This is a genomic window from Peptoclostridium sp. AF21-18 (assembly GCF_003478825.1).
Taxonomy (GTDB): Bacteria; Bacillota; Clostridia; order Peptostreptococcales; family Peptostreptococcaceae; genus Peptacetobacter.
On sequence record NZ_QUGE01000005.1, the window covers coordinates 79,427 to 97,625 of the forward strand.

The 18,199-nt window shown below is 30.4% G+C and carries 17 protein-coding genes and 1 other annotated feature; of the genes, 6 read left to right on the plus strand and 11 right to left on the minus strand.

All coding sequences use genetic code 11. The features are described 5' to 3' along the window. Positions 1–66: 66 nt before the first annotated feature. Together DWX74_RS04060 and scfB are read right to left on the minus strand one after the other, a co-directional pair. Positions 67–561: a gamma carbonic anhydrase family protein gene (locus DWX74_RS04060; protein ID WP_118548830.1), complete on the minus strand. Its 495-nt coding sequence runs from the start codon at positions 559–561 to the stop codon at positions 67–69. Then, positions 561–1,943, minus strand: a complete 1,383-nt coding sequence (gene scfB / locus DWX74_RS04065) for a thioether cross-link-forming SCIFF peptide maturase (RefSeq protein ID WP_118548831.1) — start codon at positions 1,941–1,943, stop codon at positions 561–563. Before scfB ends, DWX74_RS04060 begins: the two co-directional genes overlap by 1 nt. A gap of 188 nt (positions 1,944–2,131) precedes the next feature. On the opposite strand from scfB, the gene DWX74_RS11405 reads away from it, so the two are divergent. Together DWX74_RS11405 and DWX74_RS04075 are read left to right on the plus strand one after the other, a co-directional pair. Then, positions 2,132–2,197 (plus strand): sortase B protein-sorting domain-containing protein, encoded by a 66-nt coding sequence (locus tag DWX74_RS11405; RefSeq protein ID WP_442952063.1) that lies wholly within the window; start codon positions 2,132–2,134, stop codon positions 2,195–2,197. 120 nt (positions 2,198–2,317) lie between these two features. Continuing rightward, on the plus strand, positions 2,318–2,968 hold the full coding sequence (locus DWX74_RS04075) for a hypothetical protein (protein WP_118548832.1): 651 nt from the start codon (positions 2,318–2,320) through the stop codon (positions 2,966–2,968). A gap of 193 nt (positions 2,969–3,161) precedes the next feature. Here the strand turns inward: DWX74_RS04075 and DWX74_RS04080 are convergent, their stop codons facing one another. Both DWX74_RS04080 and ilvA read right to left on the minus strand, forming a co-directional pair. Continuing rightward, positions 3,162–3,542, minus strand: a complete 381-nt coding sequence (locus tag DWX74_RS04080) for a RidA family protein (protein WP_006440852.1) — start codon at positions 3,540–3,542, stop codon at positions 3,162–3,164. Between the two features lie 160 nt (positions 3,543–3,702). Then, positions 3,703–4,920: a threonine ammonia-lyase gene (gene ilvA / locus DWX74_RS04085; protein WP_118548833.1), complete on the minus strand. Its 1,218-nt coding sequence runs from the start codon at positions 4,918–4,920 to the stop codon at positions 3,703–3,705. A 425-nt stretch (positions 4,921–5,345) separates the two neighbouring features. On the opposite strand from ilvA, the gene aspD reads away from it, so the two are divergent. Together aspD and DWX74_RS04095 are read left to right on the plus strand one after the other, a co-directional pair. Further along, positions 5,346–6,977 (plus strand): aspartate 4-decarboxylase, encoded by a 1,632-nt coding sequence (aspD, locus tag DWX74_RS04090; protein ID WP_118548834.1) that lies wholly within the window; start codon positions 5,346–5,348, stop codon positions 6,975–6,977. A gap of 131 nt (positions 6,978–7,108) precedes the next feature. Continuing rightward, positions 7,109–8,104 (plus strand): asparaginase, encoded by a 996-nt coding sequence (locus tag DWX74_RS04095; RefSeq protein ID WP_118548835.1) that lies wholly within the window; start codon positions 7,109–7,111, stop codon positions 8,102–8,104. Positions 8,105–8,146: 42 nt separating this feature from the next. On the opposite strand, the gene DWX74_RS04100 is transcribed toward DWX74_RS04095, so the two are convergent. From DWX74_RS04100 to nadD, 6 genes are all read right to left on the minus strand, one after another. Further along, on the minus strand, positions 8,147–8,656 hold the full coding sequence (locus DWX74_RS04100; RefSeq protein ID WP_286164187.1) for a threonine/serine exporter family protein: 510 nt from the start codon (positions 8,654–8,656) through the stop codon (positions 8,147–8,149). Between the two features lies 1 nt (position 8,657). Continuing rightward, entirely contained in the window at positions 8,658–9,419 is a 762-nt protein-coding gene (locus DWX74_RS04105) for a threonine/serine exporter family protein (protein WP_118548837.1), read from the minus strand. Between the two features lie 236 nt (positions 9,420–9,655). Further along, positions 9,656–12,079 carry a leucine--tRNA ligase gene (gene leuS, locus DWX74_RS04110; protein WP_118548838.1) on the minus strand — a complete coding sequence of 808 codons (2,424 nt, stop codon included), beginning with the start codon at positions 12,077–12,079 and terminating at the stop codon, positions 9,656–9,658. A gap of 93 nt (positions 12,080–12,172) precedes the next feature. Further along, positions 12,173–12,374: a binding site (T-box leader), on the minus strand. A gap of 107 nt (positions 12,375–12,481) precedes the next feature. After that, positions 12,482–12,841: a ribosome silencing factor gene (gene rsfS, locus DWX74_RS04115; RefSeq protein ID WP_006440844.1), complete on the minus strand. Its 360-nt coding sequence runs from the start codon at positions 12,839–12,841 to the stop codon at positions 12,482–12,484. Positions 12,842–12,950: 109 nt separating this feature from the next. Further along, entirely contained in the window at positions 12,951–13,544 is a 594-nt protein-coding gene (gene yqeK / locus DWX74_RS04120) for a bis(5'-nucleosyl)-tetraphosphatase (symmetrical) YqeK (protein WP_118548839.1), read from the minus strand. A 45-nt stretch (positions 13,545–13,589) separates the two neighbouring features. Beyond that, the gene (gene nadD, locus DWX74_RS04125) at positions 13,590–14,279 is read right to left on the minus strand and encodes a nicotinate-nucleotide adenylyltransferase (protein ID WP_118548840.1); all 690 of its coding nucleotides are present in this window, start codon (positions 14,277–14,279) and stop codon (positions 13,590–13,592) included. Between the two features lie 186 nt (positions 14,280–14,465). On the opposite strand from nadD, the gene recX reads away from it, so the two are divergent. After that, a complete protein-coding gene (recX, locus tag DWX74_RS04130; RefSeq protein ID WP_118548841.1) occupies positions 14,466–15,104 on the plus strand; it encodes a recombination regulator RecX in 639 nt (212 codons plus the stop codon). Between the two features lie 209 nt (positions 15,105–15,313). On the opposite strand, the gene DWX74_RS04135 is transcribed toward recX, so the two are convergent. After that, a complete protein-coding gene (locus DWX74_RS04135; protein WP_118548871.1) occupies positions 15,314–16,996 on the minus strand; it encodes a 5'-nucleotidase C-terminal domain-containing protein in 1,683 nt (560 codons plus the stop codon). 281 nt (positions 16,997–17,277) lie between these two features. Here DWX74_RS04135 and DWX74_RS04140 point away from each other — a divergent pair, with 281 nt between their 5' ends. After that, positions 17,278–18,192, plus strand: coding sequence for a ribonuclease Z (locus DWX74_RS04140; protein ID WP_118548842.1), 915 nt, complete (start codon positions 17,278–17,280; stop codon positions 18,190–18,192). Positions 18,193–18,199 lie beyond the last annotated feature (7 nt).

Below are 18,199 nucleotides of genomic sequence, written 5' to 3' on the forward strand. Positions count from 1 at the left end.
ATCATTCTCTCGCACAAATAAATAAAAAAAAGAGATGGGTTAATTTTCCATCTCTATAAAATCTATTTATTTATGTTCTTCTGCAGTTTTTACATATAAATCTGCACTTTTTTCTAAATTTTTCTTTTCATCGTCAGTTAATGGTCTTATTGCTTTTGCTGGAGAACCTATTATAAGCATACCATCTTCAAACTTCTTATTTGATGTAACTAATGCTCCTGCTCCAACTAAACAATGCTCACCTATTTCTGCACCGTCTAAAACTATAGCTCCCATTCCTATTAAAGAATTATCTCCTATTTTGGCACCATGTACAATTGCTCTATGTCCAACTGTTACATTATTTCCTATTATAGTTTTTTCTTCTCCATGTAGTACTGAGCCATCCTGTATATTAGTGTTTTCTCCGATGATTATTTCTTCATCATCACCTCTAACAACAGCATTATACCAGACACTAGAGTTTTTACCTATTTTTACTTTTCCTATAATATCAGCAGACTCTGATACATATACGGATTCTTCTATCTGTGGTTCTATACCGCAAAATGATTTTATCATTACTCGTTATCCTGACCTTCCATCATTAATTTAGCCTGTATCATTATTGCACATTCAGTACGTTTTCTCTGCATTTCACAACCTAAATCATATGGTTTGTTTATATCTCCATTGAAGTTTAATGCATTTGCATGACATCCACCTGAACAGTAGAATTTATTCCAGCATTTTTTACATTCTTCTTTATTATATACGTGAGCATCTCTGAACATTTTCTGAAGATCTTCTGGGAATTCTATTTTTTCATCCATTATGTTACCCATTATATATTCTTCCTGTCCAACGAACTGATGACATGGGTATATATCTCCATTTGGAGTTATTGATAGGTATTCATTACCTGCACCACATCCAGTTATTCTTTTTATTACACATGGTCCCTGAGTTAAATCTACCATAAAGTGGAAGAATTTGAATTTATCTCCAGCTAACTGTCTATCAGCTAATTCAGCTGCAAATCTTTCATATTCATCAAATATCTGTGGTAAGTCTTCTTTTCTTAATGCAAATGGATTTGATTCATCGTCTACAACTGGCTCAACAGAAGTAAGTTCAAATCCTAAATCTCTAAAGTGAAGTATATCTTTTGAGAAGTCTAAGTTTTCTCTAGTGAAAGTACCTCTTACGTAGTAATATTTATCTTTTGGTCTTTTTTCTATTAATTTCTGCATTTTAGGAACTATTACATCGTAGCTTCCTTTGTCGTTTATAGTCATTCTCATGTTGTCATTTACTGATTTTCTTCCGTCTAAGCTAAGTACAACATTATGCATATTTTCGTTCACGTAATCTATTATTTCATCATTTAATAATAATCCGTTAGTAGTTATAGTAAATCTCATATTTTTACCGTGTTCTTTTTCTATACTTCTTCCGTATTCTACTAACTGTTTTACAACTTCAAAATTCATTAGTGGTTCTCCACCGAAGAAGTCTATATCAAGATTTCTTCTGCTTCCTGAATTAGCAACTAGGAAATCTAATGCTCTCTTACCTACTTCAAAGCTCATTAATTCAGGTTTTCCACCGAAGTTACCCTGTTTAGCAAAGCAGTATTTGCATTTTAAGTTACAGTCATGTGCAACATTTAAGCAAAGTGCTTTTACTACTGGCTCTCTATGAACAAATGCTGGGTGGAACTGATAGTTATCTTCTGTATATAAAAGACCTTCTTCTTCTAAGTTAGCTATTTCATCCCAAGCTTCTTCAACCTGCTCTTTAGTAAATTCATCTTTTAATAATTCAACTGTCTCTTCTTTAGTATTTTCTTTGTAGAAATCTAATACTCTATAAGCCGCATCGTCTACAACGTGAACAGATCCACCATTAACATCTAATACTATGTTGTATCCATTCATTGAATATTTATGTATCATACTCATATATTTTTCCTCCATCTATATTAATTTTTTTAATTTTTGACCTAAACTATCCTTCATTATATCATAACTTTACAATTTAATTCAATATTAGCAGAAATATAGCGTCATCATTTGGTATTTATTTTATATTTAAAATTATTTTTTACAAAATTTTTTATATTTTGTATACAAGATGATGTGTAATTATTATTTATGCTACACTATTTAACATTTCTTTTTTATTTTTTATCAAAAAATCTTTGTTTTTTTATTAATTATTGTAGCACATTTATTATTTTTATGTTATTATTAGTTTGTAGGCGGGAATAAGAGTATCACATTTAGTATATTCACTGCTTATATACTCAAACTTATTTTAAAAGGAGATGGCAATTTTGAAAGGAAATATAATACAGTACAATTTTTTAAGAATGGAAGACAAAGATTTTTACGCATTTGATTATTCAATAGTTTTAGAAGATAAAGGTGATATGCTTACAATATTACCATTCAATAATAAATTCGCTAAGGATTCTATATCTACTTTCTGCTTAGGAAAAATAGACGGATTCCTTGAAATAAGAAATGAAGGTTTCATAGAAAATGCTGGACAGTATGTTCACTTTGAAAAAATGATGGATGTACCTAAAGCTGATGTTCATATGGTATACAAACAGGATATAAACGGTGGTCTATTAAAAGATGAAAATGGAGAATTCATACCTATTACATTATCTGATGAACAGAATGAAATGATAGCTGAAAAACACGAATTATACGAAGAAGGAGAAGCTAAAACTCCACTTAGCGTCATATTCAAGGCTGATAAGAGTTTCAAACTTGACTACAACAGCATAAGCTCAAAAGAACTTCTTGAACTTGGAAATACAGAATTTGATAGATATAGAGAATTTAACTTTGGAGATGAAAAAGTTCTATTATTCTTCATCGACGGAAAACGTTATTCTATAATAATGAGAAAAGGACACACTTTATCTCGTGAAGAAAGAAACTCTGCTCTAGCAGTTCACTTCAATATAGCCTAGTTCAATTATTTATAATATAAATCAAAACCATACCTCTTATAAGTAAAAAATAGCTGATATCTCTATATCAGCTATTTTTCTGTCTTTATCCACAAGTAATTTTTCTCTTATATTAATTATATTTAAAACAATAAATTTAATAAAAAAGATGCCTCTAAAAAGAGACATCTTTATAAATTCTATAATTATCAAATTATAAAACTGCTATTAATTCTATTTCAACTTTAACGTCTTTTGGTAATCTAGCTACTTCTACGCAAGATCTAGCTGGTTTGTTTTCACCGAAGAATTCAGCGTAAACTTCATTTAAGTCATTGAATTCGTTCATATCTTTTATGAAAACTGTAGTTTTAACAACGTTAGAGAAGTCTGCACCAGCTTCAGCTAATACATTTTTTATGTTAGTTAAAGATCTAGTTGCCTGTTCTTTTATTCCACCTTCAACAACTGTCATTGTTTCTGGATCTAGTGGAACCTGTCCTGATAAGAATAATAAGTTTCCTGCTTTTATAGCCTGAGAATATGGTCCTAAAGCTGCAGGAGCATTGTTAGTGTGTATTACTTCGTGTTTCATTGGAAACCCCTCCTAATATTATATTAATATAAGATACGTGTTTTTATTAACACTATATTTATATTATACTCTTTTATTTATATTGATTCAAATATTATTTATATTTTAATAAATTTATTTTATGTTTTAAACTATTTATAAATATATTTTAAATTTGTAACTATATTTCTTTTACACAGAATCCAGCTTCAACTATTGCTGATTTTACTCTCTTAATATGATCGAAGTCTAGAGTTTCAAGTATAAATTCAGCAGACTGTTCAGTTAAACTATCTCCAGATGCTAAGCTTCCCTGGTTAGCAGATAGTATATTAGCTCCAGTTTCGCTTATTATACTAGTAACTTTTGTGAAGTTACCTGGTTTATCATTCATGCTAACTTTTAAGCTAACTCTTCTTCCTTCTTTAGCTAAAGCAACACCTATTATTCTGTATAGTGTGTTAACGTCTACATTACCACCAGATACTACACATACTACATTTTCTCCAGCTTCTGGTTTATATTTTCCACTTAATAAAGCTGCTGTTGAAACTGCACCAGCACCTTCAGATACTATTTTCTGACTTTCCATCATAAATAATATAGCCTGTGCTATTTCGTCTTCTTCTACTACAACAACGTCATCAACTAATTCTTTTATTATATCAAATGTTAAATCTCCAGGAGTTTTAACTGCTATACCATCGGCTATTGTAGGTGCATTGAATGCAGATGTAACTTCTCCATTCTGGAATGATTCTTTCATTGAAGGTATATTAGCTGTCTGAACACCTATAACTTTACAATTAGGGTTTAATGCTTTTGCAACTACTGCTACACCAGCAACTATTCCCCCTCCACCTATTGGGCATAATACAGTATCTACTTTGTTATCTAACTGTTCAAAGAATTCTAATGCTAAAGTACCCTGACCAGCTATTACATATTTATCATTGAATGGATGTAGGAAAGTAGCTCCTGTTTCTTTCTGTACTTCTACTGCTTTAGCATATGCATCATCGTAAACTGTACCATTTAATACAACTTCTGCTCCGTAACCTTTAGTTGCACTAACTTTTGCTAATGGTGCAGTAGCTGGCATTGCTATAGTAGCTTTTATTCCTGTTAATTTTGCTCCAAGTGCAACACCCTGTGCATGATTTCCTGCAGATGCTGCTATAACTCCTCTTGCTTTTTCTTCTTCAGTAAGATTTGCTATTTTATTACATGCACCTCTAACTTTGAAAGATCCAGTTTTCTGTAGGTTTTCACATTTGTAGTAAACATGAGCACCAGTTTTTTCGCTTAATTTTGTACTTTCTAAAACGTCAGTCTTTTTAACTATATCTTTTATAGTCTCTCTCGCCTGTTTTACATCTTCTAAAGTAACCTGTAACATTTTAATCAACTCCTGTTAAATTATATTTTTCTTATTTCATTTTTTATTCTATAACCTTTTCCTAAAAAATGCAACAAGTTTTGCATTATTTTAATTTTATAGAGAAAACGTATTTTGACATTAAAAAAATGTCTTTTGGTATATACATTTACTATTTCTTTTTATTTATTAAGTTTTTTATCCTTTATGTATTTAAAAATATCTTTTTTTAGTATTTTGACTTTATTTTTTCTCTTTACTTTTTCTAAAAATATATTATAATTAAAGCTGTAAGTATACTGTTTCAGATGAATAAATCAGTTATTTTTATAATTGACACTAATAATGTATATTCATTTGAATCAATTTTATAATGATGATTATATTTATAGAGTTTATATTTTAAGAATTATATTTTAAAGATTATAAAAAGGAGATTATAAAAAATGATTAACTACACAAAGGACGAAATCAAAAAAATGTACGACAGATTAAGTCCGTTTGAATTTAAAAACGAACTTATAGAAATCGCAAAGGATACTTCTAACACTAAAAACATACCTTTACTAGATGCTGGTAGAGGAAATCCAAACTGGACTTGTTCTTCTGCTAGAGAAGCTTTCTTTACATTCGGACATTTTGCAGTAACAGAAACAAGACTTAATTGGGACTTAGGAAATCTTTCAGGTATGCCACAGAAAGAAGGTATAGCAAAAAGATTATTTAAATATATAGAAGAAAATAAAGATATGCCTGGTGCTTTCTTATTAAAAAATATAGTAAACTACGGTATAACAGAAATGGGATTCGATCCAGATGAATTTGTTCATGAGTTAGCAGACGGTATAATAGGAGATAACTATCCACTACCAGATAGAATGTTACCTCATATAGAAAAAATAGTTCACGACTACTTAGTTCAGGAAATGAAATACAATATAGATGATGAATATGGAGATATACAGGTATTTGCAGTTGAAGGTGCTACTGCTGCCATGTGTTACATATTCGATTCACTTATGGCAAACGAACTTTTAAGAAGAGGTGATAAAATAGCAATGATGACTCCTATATTCACTCCTTACTTAGAAATACCAAATCTTCCAAGATACAACTTCGACATAATAAATATAAATGCAGATGTTATAGATGAAAGAGGCGTTCATACTTGGCAGTTCTCAAGAAAAGAACTTGAAAAATTAAAAGATAAAAATATAAAAGCTCTTTTCGTTGTAAACCCTAACAATCCAGCTTCAATAGGTATGGATGAAAATACTTGCAATGAATTAATAGACGTTGTTAAAACATATAATGAAGATTTAATGATAATATCAGATGACGTTTACGGAACATTTGTAAATGACTTCTATTCATTAATGTCAAAACTTCCTTATAATACATTAGGTGTTTACTCTTATTCAAAATACTTTGGTGTTACTGGTTGGAGATTAGGTACATTTGCAGTTCACGAAAGAAATGTTTTCGATAAAAAAATAAAAGAATTAAAAGGTGAATCTAAAAAATTAGTTGATAAGAGATACAGTGATATGAGTCTTAACCCTTCTGCTCTTACATTTATGGAAAGAGTTGTTGCAGATAGTCGACGGGTTGCTCTAAACCACACAGCAGGACTTTCTACTCCACAGCAGGTTCAGATGGCATTCTTCTCTGCTTTTGCATTAATAGACAAGGTTGACGCATATAAAAAATTAAACATGAGCATATGTAGAAGAAGACAGAGACTTCTTTTTGAATCTCTAGGAATAGACTATGTAAACTTAGAAAATAGTGCTGCATACTACTTCCAGTTTGATATAGATGAATGGGGAAGATTAAATCATGGTCAGGAATTTGTAGACTTTATGCACAAAAACTTTGATGCATGCGATATATTATACAAACTTGCAAAAGACTACGCTATAGTTCTTCTTGGTGGTAACGGATTCGCTGCACCAAAATGGTCTATAAGAGTTTCTCTTGCAAATTTAGACGATAGAGCTTATATAACAATAGGTGCATCTATCAAAAATATACTTAACGACTATGTTGAGCTATGGAAAAGCAAAAAGACTAATTAATACTATTTAAAAGTATGATTGTGATGTATTTTATGCAAAATCTAAAATAAAAGATGTATTTATTGTATTTTTTTGTTATAATTTCTATTGGAATATTAATTATTTTTTATTAGAAAGGTGTATAGATTATTATGACTACTAAAAAGAAAGTTGCAATTGTATTTACTGGTGGAACAATATCTATGACAGTGGATGACCAGGTGGGGGCAGCAATACCTACTCTTTCAGGAGAACAGATACTTTCTATGGTTACTAATATAGATAAAGTTGCCGATATAGAAGTTCTTAACTTTGCTGAAATACCAGGACCTCATATGACTCCTTACAGAATGATGGAGCTTAAAAAATATACTGAAGATCTTTTAGCTAGAGAAGATATAACTGGAGTTATCATAACACACGGTACTGACTCACTAGAAGAAACAGCTTATTTCCTAGATTTAACTATAGACAATCCAAAACCTGTTATAGTTACTGGTGCTATGAGAAGTAGTTCAGAACTTGGTTACGATGGTTCAAGTAACCTATCAGCTGCAGTTTGTACAGCTGTATCAAAGGATGCTATAGGAAAAGGTGTTTTAGTTGTTTTAAACAATGAAGTTTTATTAGCTTCAGAAGCTACAAAAACTAATACACTAGCTTTAAATACATTCCAGTCTTTAGTTGGTGGACCTCTTGGTTACATAGACTGCAATGAATTAGTTTTACTTAGAGATATAGTAAATAGAAGAGTTATAAAAACTGATAAAATAGAATCTAAAGTTGCTCTATTTAAAGCTTGTGCAGGAGAAAACAGTGACTTCATAAAAGCTGCTGTAGATTTAGGATACAAAGGTATAGTAATAGAAGCAATGGGTAGAGGAAATATACCTCCAGAAATGTTACCTGGTGTTGAATACGCTAGAGAAAAAGAATTACCTGTTGTTATAGTTTCAAGATGTCATTCAGGTAGAGTATTTGATAGCTACGGATATCATGGTTCAGGTAGAGACCTTAGAAACTTAGGTTGTATATTTGGTGGAGATCTTCCTGGACAGAAAGCTAGAATAAAATTAATGCTAGCTCTTGGACAGACTGATGATATGGATACTATAACTGACTACTTCGAAAGAGGTATATACGCTTAATTTTAAAATACATAAATATGAAATAAAAGAGGACCTCTATTTTTAGAAGTCCTCTATTTTTATATCATCATCTTCATCTGAATTTTTATTTATCTTCTTAAATGAGTTTATTATTTTTCCAAGTATATCATTTGTTTTTCTTCTTCTAAATAAAGTCGTTATAAATACCAAACCTAGAGATATAGCCCCAGCTATCATAAGGGTTGATATACCATTTCTTACACCCGCTGTATAATCATTTGTAAGGAAGGCATAAAAAGTATTATATACACCATATCCTGGGACAAGTATTATCATCGCACATACACTCATTATTGTGGATGGCGCATTGTACAACCTAGCACAAACCTCTACATATACTCCAAAGCATATTGTAGCAAAGAAGAAAGAAAGATTATTCTCCATACCAACCATTAGAAGTAGCTTATAAGATAGCCAAGCTATTCCTCCACCAATTGCAGATATTCTGAGATATTTTCCTTTTATATTAAAAATCACTCCAAAACTATATGCAGCTATTATACATAGTACAACTTCTAGTGCTAATCTCATTTTAAATACCTCCATATCTTATGTATAAGTTTAAAACGAAACACATTCCTATACTAACAGCTATACCTATTAAAAGAACTTCCTCTATTTTCATAGCCCCAGATAAAAGCTCTCCATCAAGTATATCCCTTATAGCATTGGTTAGTGGCAATCCTGGAACAAGGAGCATTATAGATCCCATAATAACCTTGTCTATAGTATATATAAATCTAAACTTAACTAATAATATTGCAATTGTAGGTATTATCGCCGCACCAATCATATTTATAAAAAAGTCGTTAAGCGATATTTTTCCAAATAATCCTGTGACATATTTAACAGTACAACCTATAAAGAAACTTGCAAACATATCTGCTACTCCACCGCCAAACAGTACAGTAAGAACTGCAGTCCCTACCCCTGCAAAAAATATCTTTTTATTATCTGAATAATAGTTTCCTTTTTCTATTTCAGCTAGTATTTTTTCACATATCGCTATATCAAAGTTGTACTGTGATATAGTTCTAGACAAAGCATTTATCTCAAATACCTTATTTAAGTCTGTACTTCTTTTAGTTATTCTCTTTACAACTGAGCTTATTTTTCCATCAACCGTTCCTGATACTATTACCGCAGTCGGAGTTGCAAATACACCTGTTTTCTCTACTCCAAATGAAGCGCATATTCTCGTAACTGTTTCTTCTACTCTGTACGTTTCTCCACCACTTTGTAGAAGTAAAACTCCCGCATCAGATGCAAATTCTAGTATTCTATTTACGTCCATTAAAATCTCCTTTCTTTAATTTTTATTTATATTTTTAACTTTATGATTTATTTATATATTTAATACAAATTGTATTCTTTTAATTTTTTAGTCCACTTTGTCTATTGTATACCTAGATTAATCTCTTTTCAATATTATTTATTATTTTATATAGGTTAAATTACAAATTCCACACAAAAAAAGATGCTGCTGCAAAACATCTCTAAATGTTATTACAACAGCACCTGTATTCTCTATTATTTTACAACTATATTTATTAATTTTTTAGGAACAGCTATAACTTTAACTATAGTTTTTCCTTCAACTAATTCTTTTATTTTTTCGTCTTCTAAAGCAGCAGCCTGCATATCATCTCTTGATATTTCTGTAGGAACATTCATTCTTCCTCTTACTTTACCATTTATCTGAACAACTACTTCAACTTCATCTTTTACTAAAGCTTTTTCGTCGTATTCAGGCCAGCTTATATCAAATACGCTTCCTTCTTTACCTATCATCTGCCATAATTCTTCACCTAAATGAGGAGTGAATGGAGATATTATTGTAACTATAGCTTCTATACCTTCTTTTATAACAGCTGAGTTTCTTCCATCTAATTCTTTATATTTGTACATTTCGTTTATTAATTCCATTAAAGATGCTATAGATGTATTGAAACCGAATTTTTCATCTAAGTCAGATGTAACTTTTTTGATTACACTATTTATAGTGAATCTCATATCTTTATCAGCTGAAGTTAATTTACCGAATTCACCATCGCAGTTTTTAACTTCTTCTGCTAATTCATCAACTAATCTATATACTCTGTTTAAGAATTTGAAGCATCCTTCAACACCCTGGTCTGACCAGTCAAGGTCTCTTTCTGGTGGAGCTGCGAATAGTATGAATAATCTAGCTGTATCAGCACCGTATTCATCTATTATTTTTAAAGGAGATACTGTGTTTCCTTTTGATTTACTCATTTTTGATCCTTCTTTAAGAACCATACCCTGAGTTAATAGGTTTTTGAATGGTTCGTCAGCTTCTACCATTCCCATGCTGTGGAATGCTTTCATTAACCATCTAGCGTAAAGAAGATGCATTATAGCATGTTCTACACCACCTATATACTGATCTACTGGTACCCATTTATCAGCTATATCTTTTCTGAATGGTTCTTCAGTATTTTTGTTGTCAGTATATCTTAAGAAGTACCAAGAAGAATCTATGAATGTATCCATAGTATCTACTTCTCTTCTAGCTGGTTTTCCACATTTTGGACAAACTGTTTCAGTGAATGTTGGAGAAGTTGTTAATGGTGATTCTCCTTTTCCTGTAAATTCAACGTCTGTTGGAAGTAATACTGGTAGATTTTCTTTCTTTTCAGGTACTATACCGCAATCATCACAATATACTACTGGTATAGGGCATCCCCAATATCTCTGTCTTGAAACTAACCAGTCTCTTAATCTGTAGTTTACAGTTCTCTTTCCTTTTCCTTCTGCTTCCATTTTGTCTACTATTTTTTCGAAAGCTTCTTTAGCAGGCATACCATTAAATTCTTCAGAATTTATCATTATTCCGTCTTCATCTATTACTGGTACTATTGGAAGGTCGTATTTTTTAGCAAAATCTTCATCTCTTTCATCGTGAGCTGGAACTGCCATAACAGCACCTGTTCCGTAGTCAGCAAGTACATAGTTAGCTATCCATATTGGCACTTTTCTTCCATTTACTGGATTTATTACATATTTACCTATGAACATACCTTCTTTTTCAAGGTCTGTAGATGTTCTTTCTATTTCTGTCATTTTGTGCATTTTTAGAACGAATTCATCTACTGGAGCTTCGTATTCAGTTCCTGCAACTAATTCTTTAACTAATGGGCTTTCTGGTGCTAATACCATGAATGATACACCGTAAGCTGTATCAGGTCTAGTTGTATAAACTGTTATTGTATCTTCAGTTCCATCTATTGTAAATGTTAAGTTAGCCCCTGTACTCTTACCAATCCAGTTTCTCTGCATTGTTTTAACTTTTTCTGGCCAACCGTCTAATTTATCTAAGTCGTTTAATAATTCTTCTGCAAATGCAGTAGTTTTGAAATACCACTGTTCTAGGTCTTTCTTTATAACTGTTGTTCCACATCTTTCACATTCTCCCTGAACAACCTGTTCATTAGCAAGAACTGTTTCACAAGATGGACACCAGTTAACGTAAGATTTTTTCTTATATGCTAATCCCTGTTCTAATAATTTTAGGAATATTTCCTGAGTAAATCTATAGTATTCTGGAGTAGATGTAGCTACTTCTCTATCCCAGTCATAGCTTAATCCTAGTAGGTTTAACTGTTCTCTCATTTCAGCTATATTTTCCATAGTCCATTTGTGTGGATGTATACCATGTTTTATAGCTGCATTTTCTGCTGGTAATCCAAATGAGTCCCATCCCATTGGATGAAGTACATTGAATCCTTTCATTTTTTTGAATCTAGCTATAACATCACCTATAGAATAGTTTCTAACATGTCCCATATGAAGTTTTCCTGATGGATAAGGGAACATTTCTAATGTGTAGTAGTTTGGTTTTTCTGTCTGCTCAGTATCCATTTTGTACTGATTGTTTTCTTTCCAAGTTTTCTGCCATTTTGTTTCTATGGCTTTGAAATCATATACGCTCATTTTTTCTCCTCCTGTTTTTTATTTTTAGTAGTTCAAATATAATAATTATTATTTCTGTATAATAAAAAAATCCTCAATCCCTAAACGTAATCGTTTAGGGACGAGGATATTATATACTCGCGGTACCACCCTAATTAGTTCAAATAAATTGAACTCTCTTAGTTGAGTCTTTAAACCGACAACGGTCGACAGCTCTTTTCTGACAAGTTCAGAAATTTGTTATACTGGTTCGCAGCTAACACCAGCTCTCTGAAATAACTCCTATCCTACTACTTCAGACTGTCTGTAAATATTTTTTATTTTTGATTAATAAAAACATTCTAACATCTTTAATATTAAGTGTCAAGTTTGATTATTTTAAAAAAGGACTATATTTATAGTCCTTTTTGATTAAATACAATTTTATAATTCATCTGGATCTACAACTGGTGCATCTTTCCATAATTTTTCTAAGTTGTAGAAATCTCTGTTTTCTTCATCAAATATATGAACCATTATATCGCCGTAGTCAAGAAGTACCCACTGCTGAGAGTCTATACCTTCTTTACCTCTTGGTTCTAATCCGTTTTTAGTCATATCTTCTTCTACTTTATCAGCTATTGCTTTAACCTGTCTTGAAGATGAAGCTGTAGTTATTATGAAATAATCAGCTAAGCTTGTTATTTTTCCTATATTTAAAATTAGTATATCTCTTCCTAATTTGTCTTCTATCGCATGGTTTATAACTTTTACCATCTGTTCTACTGTTAAATCTGCTGCCATTTATCTTTCCTCCTTAAATTTATGAAACTACAAAATAGTTCTCTTACTTGTAAATATTAAAACTATTATACCATATAGAACTAAAAATAAAATCTCTTTTTAAATTTATTTATAAATTTTTAATAGCTTTTTTCTTTTTTCTTTCTGTAATCATAAAGTTTCTTGCTGCTACAGATCTAGGATGAATTGTATTTCCTTTTTTTAGCATAAGAGCTATAGTGTTGTCAAATGATTGTATCATGGCAGCATCCATATCTCCTCCATAAGCTAAATCTCTTAATTCTTCTACTCCTGGATAATCTCTTCCTACCTCTATTAAATCTGCAACATATATTATTTTTTCCATTAGATTCATATCAACCTTACCTGTTGTATGATATCTTACTGAGCTTATTATATCATCATCGTCTATTCCAAAGTCGTATTTTACAACATAAGATCCTATTATACTATGAGAAAGAGAAATATTTCCAACTTCTAACTCATCTAGCTCTATGTTATATTTTTCTACATAATGGTTTACTTTGTCTGTTTTAAAGTATTTTGCACAATCGTGTACAACTCCAGCTAAATATGCCTTTTCTTCATCGGCACCGTATATTTCAGCTAATTTTTTAGCACTTTCAGCAACATTTAATGAATGTACATATCTTTTTTCTGTCAACAATTCCTTTAGTTTTTCTTTGATTTGATCTAAGTTCATCAATTCTTTTGTTCACCTAAAAGCGAACTTCCCTCCCAAATTATTTTATTCTTCTATCTGCTTATATAAATCCTTTCTCTGCATATACTTTTCCACAGATTCAGGCATTAAATATCTTACTGTTTTTCCAGCTTCTATCTGTTCCCTTATATATGTAGATGATATATCTAAAGAAGGAACATACACACTTATAATAGATGTATCGTATTTTCTTTCAAGCTGCTCAATCTTTTCCTGGGCCTTTAAAAGACTTATACCAGGTCTTGTGGCCGCTATAAATGTAGCCATTTCAAAGTTTTTCTTAACACCTCTCCAGCTTTCAACCTCACATATAGCATCTGCTCCTGTTATAAAGTAAAGCTCTGCATTTGGATACATTCTCTTTAAATCGTTTAGTGTATCTACTGTATATGTCTGTTTATTTCTTTCTATCTCTATATCTAAAGCTATAAAATTATTGTTTGTTTTAGTAGCAAGTAGAACCATATTGTATCTATCATACTTATCTGTTTTTATACCCAATTTATGTGGTGGATTCCCAGTTGGTATGAAAAAAATCCAATCTAAATCGTATTTATCTCTTATAAATTCTGCTGTTGCTAGATGTGCAAAATGTATCGGATCAAAAGTTCCTCCCAAAATACCTACCTTTTGTTTCTCTTTTATATTTTCAAATTTGCTCAATTTTTTATCATTCGCTTTTCTAGCACTATCTACTAGTTCTAAAATCCCCATTGAAACTAACTTCTCCTTTTCCTTTTACTATTATCTATTGTACCATAGATTCACATTTTCTTGAATGAATCTATAAAAATACAAGGTAAAACAAACGACTTATTTTGCCAATTCTTTCATTATTCTTCGTTGACTTTGTCTTTCAAGTGGATTAAAATTAATCTATCTCATTAGAGGAGGATTTTTATGGCAATTATTACAAAAATTGAAGCTCAAAAGAGAAGCAAAGATAGAGTTAATATATATGTAGATGAAGAATATTTTATGGCAGTTTATGCAGAGCTAGTCTATACACATTCTTTGAAAAAAGGAATGGAAATAGACAAAGAGTCACTTGAAAGTCTTTTACACGATGAAATGTATATGAAAGCAAAAAATAAGGCTCTTTCAGTTCTTTCAAAGTCTGATCAATCAGAGAAAAAACTTAGAGAAAAATTATTAAACGATTACGACGAAAATATCGTAGAAGAAGTAATAGAGTTTTTAAAAGGATATAAACTTATAAACGATAATCTTCTAGCAGAAAAGATTGTCCACGATAATATGAATCTTAGCAAGTTTGGAAAAAATAAAATCAAGCAAAATCTATATAATAAAGGAATAGCCGCATCGGATATTCAAGATGCTATTTCTCAAATTGATCCGGATGAAGAGTACGAAAACGCTAAATATCTAGCTGAAAAGAGATTAAAAAGGCTAAAGGGCGAGGATAAAAATAAAATTAATCAAAAAATTTATCAACATTTAGCTTATAAAGGCTTTAATTATGATATTATTAAAAGAGTACTAAGAGAACTTTTGAATTTTGATGAATTCGATTGTTAAGGAGGAATAAGTATGAAGAAATTAATTATCGGTGTTTTATGTTTTGCACTAGGTGTGTATAATTACTATCAGTTAAAGAAACAGGATACAATGAGATAAATATTATATTAAAATTAAAATCCCCACAGAAGTTTTAAATTACAACCTTTTGTGGGGATTTTTTATTCAATCAATTATTATTTATTTGGGATTAATACTAATTCAAGTTATTAGTCTTCTTTTTTTCTTCTTAGTGCTCCAAAAGCTGCAGCTGATGCTACAAATGTTCCTGCTGCTCCTGCTATTGATGATGCATCTCCTGTTTTTGGAGATTTCTGTGTAGGTTTTGAACCACTTGAGTTACTTGATGATGAACTAGATCCTGTTCCGTTTGGTTTACTTACATTTACACCATTGCTTCTTAAAGAATCTGCTATCTTAACAAGTTTTTTATAGTTTGTTACTTGTTTTCTTTCGTCCTGATTTAAGTCATTGAACATTTTTATAGCTTCATTTACCGCTTTTATATTAGATGTTGTCTTATCATATGTTAATTTATCTATAGCAGTAACTACTTTTTTAACCTTTTCTCTATTTATATTTATTGTTTTAGTTACTTTTATTCTACCATCATTTTTGTAGTTTACAGTTCCTTTAGATTTTATAAATTCTGCTATTACCTTATCTAATTCAACGTAATTTTTTTCAATACCTGATCCAGATATAGAGCTATAATCTGTAGACATATAATCATTCATAGCAACTAGATACTGTTTTGATTCATCAAGCTTTTTACCTTTTACTTTAATATCTGTTATTCTACTACCAGCTTTTTTATTTACATCTATTGTGTATGTAAGATTTCCAAAGTGTAGGAATGTAGAGTTAGCTTCTGGATATATCTCAGCTCCGACTTCTATAGCATCTTTTATCTGTTTTCCAGTTAACTTTTTAGTTATAACTGTATTTCCAAATATTACAGATTCTACTATATTTCCATAAGTTATATCGCCTTTTGGTATTGATTTTAATATAGTTCCTGCATTAGTCATAGCTATTTCTGCACCTGTTTTGCTAAGTAATGCATCATTTATTAAATTTGCAAAGTTACTTTCTTCTTTACCTATTGTATAGTAATCTCCAACTAATTCAGTAGAAGTTTTTCCTAGTACATCTTCATTGTTAAAGCTTACTTCGTCTTTGTTCTCATCCTTATTTTCTTCTTTATCTTGTTCTGGTTTCTGATTTGAGTTATTTTTATCTTCTTCTTTATTCTTATCTTCTTCTTTTCTGTTTTCAGTTTTAGATTCTTCTTTTTCTGAAGATGATACAGTTGTTGCTGTTTTTAAAGATATTAATTCATTAGACGAATTTTTCTGTCTATAATCTATTTCAACTTTTACTTTTTTAGAAGTGTCTTTTTTTGCATCCTCTTTAGTTCCTTCTTTTGAAGGATTTTCTTTAGATGTAGATTCTCTTTTTAAATCTTCTTTTTTAGACTCATTTGATTTACCGTTAGTTTCATTTGATTTGCTTATTTTTTTAGATACGTCATTAGCACTAAATACATCTACATTCTCACCATTTATGTAGATAAATGCCTCTGCACCGCTCTTAATTAGATTTGTCATATCAGATTTTAAATTAGTAGATTTATTTGAATCAACAACCGCTATGTCTATTCCATCTACGACTTCACAAAGTTTGCCGTCTTTTATTTCCTTTTGATTTGTTTTTCCGTTGATTAATATATCTAAATAGTCCTTAGAATCTTTTCTTTCGTATACAACTACTAGTTTTTTAGATTCATTGTTGTTATTATTAGATATTTCTTTTGCAAATACTGTATTTCCTTGTATTACTATAGATAATACCATCGCCGTACTTATTATTCTTTTATATGCTTTTCTCATTTTTCTCCCCCCTTATCTAGAAATTAGGTGTTTATGTAGTCACAATCAATTTTTATTTTTAAGAAAAAATCTTTTTTCTACTTTTATTATAGCAAAAATATATTCATTTTAATCATATTGATGTTACAATTATTATATTATATATTTCAGATTTTATAATTACAAATAAGTTACAATTTTAACTTTAATAAGATTTTTTTATCATTTTTTTAATATAATCTAATTAAGTATCTATAATTTTAAATTTTATTATATTAAATTTACTATTTTAGGAGGAATATATGGTTAATTTAACTCTTTTAGGATGTGGTGGAAATGTTCCACTACCAAATAGATTTTTATCTTCTCTTTTTATGAATTTTAATGGGAGAAAAATTTTAGTAGATTGTGGCGAAGGCACACAAGTTTCTATGAAAATGAAAGGCTGCGGTTTTAAGGATATAGATTTAATCTGCATAACACATACTCATGGTGATCATATAATAGGTCTTATAGGACTGCTTTCTACTATGGGAAATAGTGAAAGAAAGAAAACCGTAACAATTGTTGGTCCTGTCGGAATAAAAGAAGCTATGGATGCTATACAAGTTCTTATCACACTACCATATAAATTGAATATAATTGAAAATCCAGAGGGTAGATTCTCTCTTGTAGATCCTATATTATCAGATTTATCTATAGAAACAATAGAATTAGAACATTCAACTGAATGTATAGGGTATAATTTTTATTTTGCAAGACATCCAAAATTTAATGTTGAAAAAGCTCAGCAAAACAATGTTCCTAGAAAATATTGGAATATGCTACAAAAAGGAATGACTATTATGGATGATGATGTAAATTATACACCTGACATGGTTCTTGGAGATGATAGAAAAGGTATAAAAATTTCTATGATTACAGATACTAGACCGTTAGATACTATACCAGAATTTATAGAGGATGCTGATTTATTCATCTGTGAAGCTATGTACGGTGACGAAATGGATATCTCAAAGGCTATTAAAAACAAGCATATGCTATTTAGAGAGGCTGCATCACTTGCTGTAAGGGGAAATGCTAAACAACTTCTTTTAACTCATTTTAGCCCTTCTATAGAAGACCCAAATGTATTCGAAAATAATGCTAAAAGTGTATTTGAAAACACAATAATAGGATACGATCGTTTCAGTACTCAAATAAAATATCCTGAATAAAAAATAA